The following is a 12,469-nucleotide window of genomic DNA, read 5'->3' as shown; positions in this document are numbered from 1 at the left end:
CACTCGAGCAAGGATGACTAGAATTGAAAAGCTTGATATAAGCATATTTTCAGTCCAGTCAGCTACTGCCATACAAAAGTAGAGTCCAGGACAATTATCTATGTCCTGGACTCTTTCTTTGTTAATATACAATCTGTTGATTAATTATAATCGTGTTGATTATAATGATATTTAACAAATAAACTTTTCTATGGAAGGAATTAATGAAATGGCTGAAGACCGTCGAGTAAGAAAAAGTAAAGCGGCTATAAAGAAAGCTTTTATACAATTATTAGAAGATAGCCAAATAGAACGTATTACAATACGTCAGATTTCTGATAAAGCCGACATTAATAGAGGTACCTTTTACTTAAATTATGATGATAAATACGCACTCCTTGAAGAAATGGAAGACGAACAAATTGCAGATTTAAAAAAATTAGTCGACATCCGAAAAGTAAATCTTGCTCAAAAAACTGCAGAAGAATTCATTGAAATATTCTCTAATGAAGTTATTAAAAAAGTGATTATACACATTAGCGAAAATATAGAATTTTATCATGCTATTTTAAACTTAGATAGAACTAGTAAAATCGAAGAACGTATTACAGATATGATTCTCTCAAATATTAATTATTTAATTGGAGAAAATAACACAGTTTATGGTGTACCAGACGATTATTACTTAAGATATGTATCAGGTGCTTTAATGTCTATGGTTAAATATTGGGTGCACGACGAAAATCGTGTTTCTATAGAAGAACTTGTACAATATATCGTAACGATTTCAACTAGAGGGCCACTTTCCATTTTGAAACAATTGATAGATTCGAAGAAATAAGTTTATAAAATCTATAAAAATCTCTCCATCAGACTTAAACCTAATGGAGAGATTCTTATTTAATAACAATATATTTATTTATCGATTTCATCGCGTGATTTAATAATTTTATTGATAAAGCCGTAATCATAAGCTTCTTTTGTGCTTAACCAGTAGTCGCGCCCTGTATCTTTTTCGACTCTTTCCATAGGCTGTCCTGTTTCTTTCGCGATTAATTCATTGATTTTTTGACGTGTGCGTATAATTTCTTTAGCTGTAATTTCCATTTCTACAGATTGTCCTTGTACGCCACCTGAAGGTTGGTGAATCATGAATCTCGTGTTTGGCAGGCTATATCTGTTTTCTTTTTTACTAGCTAGATAAATAATTACGCCTGCGCTTACTACCCAACCAGAACCGATAATATTTACTTCTGGTTTCACGAAATTAATCATGTCATGAATATAATAACCTGAATCGACATGACCACCTTGACTGGAAATGAATAAAGTAATTGGTTCATCGCCCATTGCTTCTAGTAATAAAAGTTGGTTACCGACTTCTTTTGCAACTTTATCATTAATTTCACCAGTTATAATGATCGTACGTGTTTCTAATAGTTTTTCAGTTAGTATGTCTTTTTCTTGTTGTTTTTCTTCAGACATGAAATCACTCCTATCATAATATTTAACTTTATTGTGAATGATATATAAGTGCATTTCAAATAATTTGACCTTTATTGACCAAAAGTTTTTTATTATATATCAAATAAATCGTTAAATGCTTCGACCATAGTAGGATGCGTATAAATATTATCTCTTAATCTTGTATAAGGCACATCCATATCCATAGCGAGTTTAAGAACGTTAATAATTTCTTCAGATCCTGTGCCGTACAAACTAGCGCCTAATATTTGTTGTGAATCTACATCAACTACCGCTTTAAATATACCTCTATCATCGTTATTAACTTTGTGACGAGGAATATTTTTAACTTCAATCATACCTTCTTTTACATTGAAGCCTTCTTTTCTAGCTTTACTAGCTGTCATTCCTATACGTCCTAAAGGTGGGTCTAAGAATACTGTATATGGAACATGACCTCTATTTTTAGTTGAACGTTTTTTATTGCCTGAAATTTGATCTTTAACGATTCGATAATCATCTAAAGAAATGTAAGTGAATTGTGGGCCACCTTTAACATCACCAACTGCATAAATGTTATCTACAGCAGTTTCTAATGAAGAATTCACTTTAATTTCACCTTTATCGCCTAGATTAATATCAGTATTTTCTAATGCGAGGTCAGTGTTTGGTATGCGTCCAGTCGCAAGTAGGACAGCATCACCAGAAATATCACCTTGGTTAGTATGAACGACAGGATGATTATCTTCAGTTGAAAAAGCGTGAACTTCCGCTTCATCTATAAATTCTATACCTTGGTTCAACAACTGGTCGTAAATATGAGATGCTACATCTTTATCTTCAGTACCTAATATATGTTTACGATTATGAATCATCGAAACTTTACTACCGAGACTTGAGAAAATCGTCGCAAATTCTAAAGCGATATAACCTGCACCAACGATCACGAGATGTTCTGGTAAATGTCTCAATTCCATAATACCTTTAGAATCATAAATGTTCTCAGTTTGCTCAATTCCTTCTATTTCAGGTATATTTGAGCGACTACCTGTATTTATAATGATATGGTCTGCTTGAATAGATTCAACAATTTCATTTGATTTATTTAACAAATCGACAGTTTCATTATCCTTAAACTGTGCTTTATAAGTATAAACTTTAATATTTTCATCAGAATCTAGATTATCAAAATTTTTCTTATTTAATGCCGATACGACATCTTTTTTACGATTAATTGCTTCAGTGAAGGTGTGATTTTCATTACCTTCATGTAATAACGTTTTAGAAGGTATACATCCGACATTAATGCACGTGCCACCATACATATTTGAATCTTGCTCAACTACAGCAACCTGGTTTCCTTGACCAGCAAAATCTTTAGCAAGCGTCTTACCAGCTTTTCCAAAACCAATCACTAACATGTCATAATGCTTCATAGTATAAAACCTCCATCTCATAATCTCTATAACCAATTATAGTACTTTATAAAAATATTATGAAATTTTTGAATTTAAGGTATTATTTTCTTAATTTCTTATAAGTGCACAAAAGACAAAATTAATTATGTAAGCGTTTGAAGCTATAATGAATATACAACATTCATTAGGAGGAAAAGTCATGGCTCAAAATTGGTTAGAAATAAATGAAAAAGTAATCATCGTAACAGGTGGTACTTCTGGTATCGGTAGACAAATTGTAAATTCATTATTAGAAAATGGTGCAGTTGTATATAATATAGATTTAAAAGACGATCCAATTGATTACGGGAATTATCATTTTATAGAGACTGATGTGACGAATAAAGAAGCTGTTGAAAAGACAGTGAATACAATATTTGAAGAACAATCTCGCATAGACGTATTAATTAATAATGCTGGCATTAATTTACCAAGATTATTAGTAGATGTTAAAGGCGAAAAGCCAGAGTATGAAATTAATATGAAAGATTTAGATTTAATGTTCGGTGTAAACTTGAAAGGGCCAATTCTATTCAGCCAAGAAGTAAGTAGACATTTTGTGAAACAAAATAAAGGGATTATCGTAAATATTGCTAGTGAAGCTGGCCAAGAAGGATCAGAAGGGCAAAGTATTTATTCTGCTACAAAAGCAGCTTTAATCGGATTTACGAGAAGTTGGGCTAAAGAGCTAGGGAAACATAAGATTAAGGTTGTGGCTATAGCACCAGGAATTTTAGAAGAAACTGGTCTAAGAACTAAACAATATGAAGAAGCACTAGCTTATAGTAGAAATACGACAGTAGATAAATTGAATGGTGATTATTCAAAATCTATTCCTTTAGGTAGAGTTGGTAAGTTGTCAGAAGTAGCTGATTTAGTTTGTTATTTAAGCTCAGACAAATCAAGTTATATTACTGGTACAACGATTAATATCTCAGGTGGTAAATCACGAGGATAACTTTAAATAGAGGAAGGAGGGAAAGTATTGATATTAAATAAAAAACATTTATTAATTGTTGAAACGCTTAAAAAGCAAAGTATCTCAATTGATAAACTTTCCCATAAACTTTCTATTTCTCAAAGAACTTTAACGAATTACATTAATCAACTTCAAACTTATTTTGAAGGTTCTATTAGTATATTTAAGCAAAATCAATCGATTTCAATGATAGTAGCAGATAAAAAGAAATTTTTTAATTTACTCAAAGATTTAGAATCTCATATTCATTATCATTTTGATGAATTAGAGGAACGTGAAGAAAACATATTCCATTATTTGCTTTATAACGGCGTTTGTACAATAGATGATATAGCTGAAGATTTATTTCTAAGTAAAAGTGTTGTCAATAATACCATTAATTGTATTAAAACTAAATTAGAACATTATAGAGTTAGTATTAAAGGTACTCAAAATGTTGGTTTACGTATAGAAGGTAATGAACTAGAAGTGAGAAAAGTTTTAATAGAACTGTTCAATAGAAAGTATAGTTCTTACACATTACCAGATTCCATATATGCAATTCTCGATAAGACGAAAACACAATATAACTTAGACCACGCAACGTTTAACCGACTTATCACTGCAACTAAAGTTGTTTTATCAAGAATAGAAAATGATTATAAAATAAGACAAAATGTACAAATCGATGAAAGAGTGTTTGAGTCTGAAGACTTTATAGCTTTAAGCGAAATTAAAGAATATTTAAGTCATCAGTACTCAATAACATTTCCAAATTTAGAAATTTTGCTAATCGTATTTCAAATTATAGGTAGAAGAGCTTCATTGTTAGATGAAATCATTTCAGAAGATGATCAATCTATTTTAAATCGCATTATTCAAAAAACGATTGATGATATTGATTTTTATTACACTATCAAAATAGATGAAGAATTATTTAGCACGGATATACAACTTCACATTAAATACCTTATAAATAGGTTGATATTTGATATTAGAATACAAAATGACTTTATTAATGAAGTTGAGTACAGATATCCGTTTGCATATGAGCTTTCTAAAGTGTTAGCTACAAATATTGAAAAAGAAATCAATATTAAAGTGCCTTTAAATGAACTTGGATTTTTATCAATTTATTTCAGTGTCTATTTACAGCAGTTAGAACAAAAATTTAAAGAAATTCATTCAGTAGCATTTATAACAAACCAAGGTTTGAGTAGTGCGAAATTAATGAGAGTTCAATTAGAAAAAATATTTGGTAATCAAATAACGATTGATGTAATTAGTGAAAATGAGTTAAATCAATTTCAAATTGATGATTATGACTTAACGGTATCAACCATTAAAACAAATAGATTGTTTAACAGAATAATTTATATAGATAACATATTAGATGAACAAGCGTTAAAACTTAAAATCGAACAATTCATGATTTATAAAGACGTCAACAATAAAAAGCTGTTTAACAAAAGTATTATAGTAGATTTTTTAAGTGAACAAGATGTTTATCAAATTAATGAAAGTATGACGTATGAAGAAGTAATCGCGTATTTATCAAATGAACTGATTAATGAGAATAAAGTTGATCATACTTTTATTTCTAAAATTTTAGAGAGAGAAGAGCATAAATCAACAGTAACAGGATTTCTGGGATTCCCACACACTAGTCACCATTTTCATGGTATTTGGTTGAAATTAGCAATTATTAACCAACCATTGAATGATTGTGAAAAGGTAAAACTAGTTGTGCTCGTTGCGACACCAGAAACTGAAGTGAATGAAGCGATACTAATCCGATTATATGAAGAGATTTTAGCTATTACGACCAATAGTTATATTATCAATCAGATAAATAAAGATACGGATTACATAGCGCTTGCACATATATTAAATAAGGAAATGAGGGGTTAGCTATGTTTTTCATAATATTGATTGTCATATTAGCTGTTGGATTTATAATTCAATACTTGCTAGGTTTGCTTCAAATTAAAAATTTCACTAAACACTATACGGAATTGCGAGAAAATGGTCGCGTTGCTATTGGAAGAAGACCCGCTATATTTAAATCGGGAACGTTGGTACTTCTTCAAATTAATAACCGTAATGAAATAGAAGAGGCACGCTATATGCAAGGTGTCACAGTATTTTCTAAATTCAAGAAATTAAAAGGTTTAGAAGGATATAAGATTCAAAAATTAAGAGATACAGATTTAAAAAAGTATAACAAATTATTAATAAAAGCTATTTTAGACGCTCAACACACATTTAATGTTATTCAATCTGGAGGAGAAATTGAAAAGATACCTTCTCCAATGATGAAAGCAGTTAAAAAAATTAATGGAATGTTTAAAAAAGAAGGGAGTAAATCAACATGGACTTCATAGTTAAGTTAGCAGAAGGTTTTATCAATTTATTTCAAACAGGCGCAGATACATTTATAGACTGGATGACAACAATTGTACCTTTAGTACTAATGTTATTAATTGCGATGAACACATTAATCCAATTAATAGGTGAAAAAAGAATTAATATAATCGCACAAAAATCATCTAAAAACCCATTTTTAAGATATTTAGTATTACCGTTTTTAGGTTCATTTATGTTAGCAAATCCGATGGTCCACTCTCTAGGAAGATTTATGCCAGAGAAGTATAAACCAAGTTATTTTGCATCAGCAGCTCAGTTCGCACATACGAGTAACGGTCTGTTTCCGCACATTAACCCAGCAGAATTATTTATATTCTTAGGTATCGCAAATGGGGTTCAACAATTAGGATTACCGATGACAGATTTAGCAGTAAGATATTTACTTGTTGGTTTAGTTATGAACTTTATTGGTGGATGGGTTACTGACTTTACAACTAGTTACGTAGAAAAACAACAAAAAGTAAAATTAAGTACAGAAGTTAAATTAGAAGGATGAGGTGAGCAACATGAGTAAAAAAGCTAGAATTGTTAAAGGTTCAGGTGGCTTTGGTGGCCCTTTAGAAATTGGAATAGAAGGCAAGAAAGACAAAGTTATGTATGTTACAGGTGGTCACAGACCTGAAATAGTAGATAAAATTTGTGAAATTACTGGTGGCTCACCTGTTAACGGTTTCGAAACATCAGTACCTGAAGATGAAATTATGGTTGCTGTTATAGATTGCGGTGGTACTTTGAGATGTGGTATTTACCCTCAAAAAGGTATCCCGACTGTAAACATTATGGCAACAGGTAAAAGTGGTCCTTTGAGACAACATATTACAGAAGATATTTATGTTTCAAATGTGGATGTAGAGCAAGTAAGCGTAGCAGGAGAAAGTAGTTCTAATGAAACAACAGCGGAATCAACTGCGTCAACTGAAGAAACAAAAAGTAATGAAACAGCTTCATATTCTAAAGATAAAAAAATTATGGAAACAAGAGCAGAACAGGAAAATAAATCTATATTAACGAAAATTGGTCTAGCAGCAGGTAAAGTTATTAATACTTTCTATCAAGCTGCACGTGATGCAGTAGATACAATGTTGCATACAATCTTACCATTCATGGGATTTGTAGCATTATTGATTGGTATTATTCAAGGATCTGGAATTGGAGATGTATTTGCTAAGGTTATGTCACCATTAGCGGGTAACATTTGGGGTCTTCTTATAATTGGGTTTATATGCTCACTTCCATTTTTAAGTCCATTGTTAGGACCTGGTGGCGTAATTGGACAAGTATTAGGTACTTTAATTGGTGTAGAAATTGGTAAAGGGAATATACCGCCAAACTTAGCATTACCGGCATTATTTGCAATCAATACTCAAAATGCTGCTGACTTTATTCCAGTAGGGCTAGGTTTAGCAGAAGCAGAAACGAAAACAATCGAAGTCGGTGTGCCATCCGTACTGTATTCACGCTTCTTAAACGGTGTACCGCGGGTATTTGTAGCATGGCTGGCAAGCTTTGGATTATATAAATAAATAAAAAGGAGTGCATAAATAATGTACAAGACAGAAATAAAGCGTATAGGAAAAGATGCATCAGCATTCGAAGCTGAAAAGATGGTTATATTATTTGGTGATAATGCACCTGATGAGTTAGTCGATTTTTGTTATATAATCGATATAAATGAGATAGACGGAGAAATAACTGAATCACAAACGCTATTTTTAGATGATAATGAATATAAAATTACAAAAGTAGGCTCTGCTGTTAATAAAAACTTAAATGATTTAGGTCATATTACTTTAAAGTTTGATGGGAGCACAGAAGCTGAACAATCTGGAACATTATATTTAGAAGATAAGCCTCTTGCTAATATAGAAGAAGGTACAAAAATAGAAATTAAATAGTTTTATAAAATTTATCCCTTTAAAAGTTAAGTGAAATTTAACTTTTAAAGGGACTTTTTTATGTTCAAAGAAGATGATTTTACGGTTTGATTTATTCCTTTCATCATACAAATTTTAGGAAAGATAACATTTGTTTACTATATAAATAAAGTAACTTTCTATAGGAAATCAATGCAAATTTTAAGAAAATTAATATAATTTTACACCATTGGTCGACCAGTTTCAATCGGTATAAGTTATAACGTTTGTGGCGGTTTTCACAATTTACGACAAGGTATATAAGTGTAATATTACAGTTGTGTTAATTTGTCGATATGCTAAGATACATAACTATATCGAAAGGGTGTTTAATCAAACATGAAATTTAACAAAAACAAAATTAATGTTGTTGATATGAAACAAACTAAGAAAAGTGTTTACGCAACAGGTATAGGTAATGCTATGGAATGGTTTGACTTCGGTCTATATTCTTATTTAGCAATTATTATTAGCCAAAACTTTTTTACTGGCGTACAGAACGATGAATTAAAATTAGTATTTACATTCGCAACATTTGCGATTGCATTTTTAATGAGACCGTTAGGTGGGGTTATATTTGGTAGAATCGGTGATCGTCTTGGTCGTAAGACAGTATTGACGACAACTATTATATTAATGGCTGCTTCAACTTTATTAATCGGTCTTTTACCTACATATGATCAAATTGGTATATGGGCTCCTATTCTTTTGTTAATTGCTAGAATTATTCAAGGGTTTTCAACGGGGGGAGAATATGCAGGTGCAATGGTATATATTGCTGAATTATCTCCTGATAACAGAAGAAGTGTACTAGGCAGTGGATTAGAAATTGGAACTTTAGCAGGTTACATACTTGCTTCTTTATTAGCGAGTGGTATGTTTATTGCTTTATCTGATGCACAAATGCTAGCGTGGGGCTGGAGAATTCCATTTATTCTTGGCGCACCACTTGGATTAATCGGTCTTTATTTAAGAAGACATTTAGACGAAACACCTATATTTGAAAATGAAATCGAAGAAAATGAAGAAGAGCCTGAATCATTTGTATCGATTATTAAAAATCATAAAAAAGATATTATCTTATGCTTTATTACAGTGGCATTCTTTAATATCACGAACTACATGTTACTTTCATACATGCCATCATATTTAGACGAAGTTATTGGCATCTCAACGACTGTAAGTACAATTCTCATTACGAGTGTTATGGTTGTAATGGTTCCACTAGCATTCTTATTCGGACGTCTAAGTGACAAGATTGGTAATAAGAAAGTTGTCTTATTCGGTTCATTTGGGTTAACTGCATTTTCATTACTAGCCTTTTACTTTATGGGCATGAATCAGTTAATGTTTGTATCGTTTGGTATTTTAATACTTGGATTCTTCCTTTCAACTTATGAAGGTTCTATGCCAAGTTTATTACCGAGTATTTTCTTTACAGACGTACGTTACCGCACACTAGCTGTTACATTTAACGTATCAGTATCAATATTTGGTGGTACAACACCATTAGTGTCAACATGGTTAGTGCACGTTACTCAAAACCCACTAGCACCAGCATATTACTTAACAGCTGTCAGCCTTATCGGTTTCATAACGATTCTTGTATTATTTGAAACAACTTCAGGAAAAGCTTTAAAAGGCTCATATCCTACTGTATCAAATGAAAAAGAATTTAATCACGTTGTTAAAAATGCTGAAGAAGCATTATGGTGGAAAGAACAAGAATTACAAATAAAAGAGAAATAAGGACTGAGACATATCCTTTTCTTATAAATAATCTCCTAATCCGTTGTATATTCAGCAGTGGGTTAGGAGATTTTTTTTTATGATTTTTATACTTTATTTTCAATTGTTTGTATTGTCACGTCTAACCCGAAGTATTTTTGCAAGATGGATTTGTAATTTTGTGGTGTTACTGGTGATTGTTCTTTACCATCAGCTTTAGTTATCGTTAGTTGATCTTGTGACATTGTAACGCGACCATAGGTTTTAGCCATTGTGATGAGCAATGTTTGTACGAATATAGATTCTGGGTTATGCTCATTAAATTCTAAATGTTCTTCAAAATATGACCATGGTCTGGATATATTTTTAGCTTTATATGAAGTTCTCCAAGAATTATCGTCTTGTAGTTTTTGAACAAGAATTTCTTCGTTTTCTCCGTAGATTGCGCGATAGCTACCTGATACAGTAGTGACAGTCATATTATCAGATTCATAGTGAACGGGTAACGCATTAATAGGTAAGTCTCCAAATCCCACGTCAGCTATATATGGTCTATCTAATTGCACGATAGTTGTCATGTGTGAACCATCGTTACTCCATCCATCATCAGGTGTGTGTATAGTAGCGGATGCGCAAGTAATACTAAAACCTTTTTGTTCTAAGTAAAACTGAAATATAGTGTTCATTTCATAACAAAATCCTCCACGATGATTTATAACAATCTTTTCATATAAGTCATCGATATTAACGGAAATAGATTTTTGATTTTGTACGCTAATATTTTCGAAAGGAACAGTGTACATAAAGCGTGTTATATAATGATTTAAAGTTTCTAAATTAAGTTGATTATAATTTTTAGAATCTATTTTTAAATATTCTTCAAACTTTTGAATATCCATTTATATGCCTCCAATAATTATTATTAATTCTATTATAAAGGATAGTTTACATTTATATGTTAATATAAGATTGAAGTTAAAGGGTATACAATAGAAAGTAAGGTAATAAGTATGAAAATTGGTGCGATTTCTGACTTGCATATCGATCGAAGTAATCATTATTTTCCGAAAGATTTTGAAGATGTTTTAATTGATGAAGTGAAGCGATTGAGACTAGATATGTTACTCATAGCAGGCGATATTTCTAACCATTATCAACAAACAATGCCATTTATACAAAATGTTAAACATCAAACAAATATAGAAGTGTTATTTATTCCTGGCAATCATGATTATTGGAAAAATGAAGCGGAAGAAAAGACTTCTTATGAAATATTTGAGTATTATAAATCACAACCAGAAAGTATAATTGCAGACCCATATATAATCAATGATGAATGGGCGATTGTAGGTCATAGCGGTTGGTATGATTACAGCTTTGCTGATAGTGAAAAATTTAGCCTAGAGCGTTTAGAAAGAAGAAAATATTACGGATCTACTTGGCTAGATAAAGAAAGAATAGATTGGGGTAAGTCTGATCTAGAAATGTCTAAACTAGCAGCAGATTCAGTAAGACGAGATTTAGAAAAAGTTAAAGACAAAAATATTATTTTGATGACGCACATCGTCACACACAAACAATTTGCTGTACCTATGCCACATAGAATATTTGATTATTTTAATGCGTTTATAGGAACATCAGATTTTGATTTATTTTATGAAAAGTATCCGATAAAATATAGCATAATGGGACACGTACATTTTCGTAATAATATAGAAGAAAAAGGTGTCAATTTTATTTGTCCATGCTTAGGGTATCAAAGAGAATGGCGTTCTAAAGATTTAAAACAAGAAATACAAAATACAATTCAAATTATTGAAATTTAGAAAGCAAGTCGCTTAGCAAATAAGACGATATTTGTTCAAAATAGGTGATAAAGTGAAAAAATTTATTTCAATTTTCGTTGTAAGTGGGCTGGTACATACATTATTCTCGTTGTATTGGGCATTTGGAGGAACAGCTGGATTATTATCAGTCGGTTCTTGGGTTTTTACATTTAATGCACAGTGGGGAATATGGATGAACCTCATGTTAATTGTGGTCGGTTTATTTAAAGGAATAGCAACATTAGGACCTTTGTATTTAATGAAAACATATAATAAAATTTTATTTTATATATCATGTATAGGTTCAGTATTTTTAATGATATATGGGGGGTTAAATACAGTTGTAGGATGGTTAAAGTTGTTGCAAGTTATCCAGTATCATGATTTTTATACTACATTTGGCCAAGCGATGGTGTGGGACCCTCTATTTTTATTGTGGGGTATAGGACTATTCGGATTCTTAATGAAAATAAAAAAACAAAACACAAAGCAAAAATTAATCTAAATAAATAGTGGAGTCTGGATTTGAATCCTTGCTCATAATTAAGAGGCTGAGGCAGTTAAATTGTCTCAGTTTTTTGTTTGAGTAAATATGGTATAAAGTTGCAAGACGAGGTCCACGTGCAAGTCAAGTCCATATTTATGTGTAATATCTTTAGAAGTAATCAACCATTGGTTTTTTAGAATGTATTAACAAAATAAATCTGTTTGATTTTT

Annotated in this window: 13 protein-coding genes; 10 read left to right on the top strand and 3 right to left on the bottom strand. The window is 31.2% G+C overall.

Features of this window, described 5'->3' with window-relative positions; all coding sequences use genetic code 11:
* Positions 1–208 precede the first annotated feature (208 nt).
* Positions 209–820, top strand: a complete 612-nt coding sequence (locus LQ688_RS12825; protein WP_064211199.1) for a TetR/AcrR family transcriptional regulator — start codon at positions 209–211, stop codon at positions 818–820.
* A gap of 74 nt (positions 821–894) precedes the next feature.
* On the opposite strand, the gene LQ688_RS12820 is transcribed toward LQ688_RS12825, so the two are convergent.
* Together LQ688_RS12820 and merA are read right to left on the bottom strand one after the other, a co-directional pair.
* Positions 895–1,464 carry an ATP-dependent Clp protease proteolytic subunit gene (locus LQ688_RS12820; RefSeq protein ID WP_017000329.1) on the bottom strand — a complete coding sequence of 190 codons (570 nt, stop codon included), beginning with the start codon at positions 1,462–1,464 and terminating at the stop codon, positions 895–897.
* A gap of 92 nt (positions 1,465–1,556) precedes the next feature.
* Positions 1,557–2,879, bottom strand: coding sequence for a hypothiocyanous acid reductase MerA (gene merA / locus LQ688_RS12815; RefSeq protein WP_239752844.1), 1,323 nt, complete (start codon positions 2,877–2,879; stop codon positions 1,557–1,559).
* 181 nt (positions 2,880–3,060) lie between these two features.
* On the opposite strand from merA, the gene LQ688_RS12810 reads away from it, so the two are divergent.
* The 7 genes from LQ688_RS12810 to LQ688_RS12780 all read left to right on the top strand — a co-directional run bounded on the left by LQ688_RS12810 (position 3,061) and on the right by LQ688_RS12780 (position 9,947).
* Positions 3,061–3,858: an SDR family oxidoreductase gene (locus tag LQ688_RS12810; protein ID WP_239752842.1), complete on the top strand. Its 798-nt coding sequence runs from the start codon at positions 3,061–3,063 to the stop codon at positions 3,856–3,858.
* Between the two features lie 27 nt (positions 3,859–3,885).
* A complete protein-coding gene (locus LQ688_RS12805) occupies positions 3,886–5,769 on the top strand; it encodes a BglG family transcription antiterminator (RefSeq protein ID WP_239752841.1) in 1,884 nt (627 codons plus the stop codon).
* A gap of 2 nt (positions 5,770–5,771) precedes the next feature.
* The gene (locus LQ688_RS12800; RefSeq protein ID WP_064211194.1) at positions 5,772–6,242 is read left to right on the top strand and encodes a transcriptional regulator GutM; all 471 of its coding nucleotides are present in this window, start codon (positions 5,772–5,774) and stop codon (positions 6,240–6,242) included.
* Positions 6,230–6,781: a PTS glucitol/sorbitol transporter subunit IIC gene (gene srlA, locus LQ688_RS12795; RefSeq protein WP_064204763.1), complete on the top strand. Its 552-nt coding sequence runs from the start codon at positions 6,230–6,232 to the stop codon at positions 6,779–6,781. The genes LQ688_RS12800 and srlA overlap by 13 nt, the downstream gene beginning before the upstream one ends.
* Before the next feature lie 10 nt (positions 6,782–6,791).
* Positions 6,792–7,808: a PTS glucitol/sorbitol transporter subunit IIB gene (srlE, locus tag LQ688_RS12790; protein WP_064211193.1), complete on the top strand. Its 1,017-nt coding sequence runs from the start codon at positions 6,792–6,794 to the stop codon at positions 7,806–7,808.
* Positions 7,809–7,829: 21 nt separating this feature from the next.
* Positions 7,830–8,180, top strand: coding sequence for a PTS glucitol/sorbitol transporter subunit IIA (locus LQ688_RS12785; RefSeq protein WP_064204765.1), 351 nt, complete (start codon positions 7,830–7,832; stop codon positions 8,178–8,180).
* 357 nt (positions 8,181–8,537) lie between these two features.
* Positions 8,538–9,947, top strand: coding sequence for an MFS transporter (locus LQ688_RS12780; protein ID WP_064204766.1), 1,410 nt, complete (start codon positions 8,538–8,540; stop codon positions 9,945–9,947).
* A gap of 86 nt (positions 9,948–10,033) precedes the next feature.
* Here the strand turns inward: LQ688_RS12780 and LQ688_RS12775 are convergent, their stop codons facing one another.
* Positions 10,034–10,825 carry an arylamine N-acetyltransferase family protein gene (locus LQ688_RS12775; protein ID WP_103269500.1) on the bottom strand — a complete coding sequence of 264 codons (792 nt, stop codon included), beginning with the start codon at positions 10,823–10,825 and terminating at the stop codon, positions 10,034–10,036.
* A 111-nt stretch (positions 10,826–10,936) separates the two neighbouring features.
* Here LQ688_RS12775 and LQ688_RS12770 point away from each other — a divergent pair, with 111 nt between their 5' ends.
* On the top strand, positions 10,937–11,752 hold the full coding sequence (locus tag LQ688_RS12770) for a metallophosphoesterase (protein WP_064211189.1): 816 nt from the start codon (positions 10,937–10,939) through the stop codon (positions 11,750–11,752).
* A 52-nt stretch (positions 11,753–11,804) separates the two neighbouring features.
* A complete protein-coding gene (locus LQ688_RS12765) occupies positions 11,805–12,257 on the top strand; it encodes a DUF3995 domain-containing protein (protein WP_103269498.1) in 453 nt (150 codons plus the stop codon).
* Positions 12,258–12,469 lie beyond the last annotated feature (212 nt).

This window comes from Mammaliicoccus sp. J-M40, assembly GCF_022386395.1.
GTDB lineage: Bacteria > Bacillota > Bacilli > Staphylococcales > Staphylococcaceae > Mammaliicoccus > Mammaliicoccus lentus.
The sequence above is the reverse complement of the archived record's forward strand: the minus strand, read 5'-3'. Positions and strand labels throughout refer to the sequence as shown.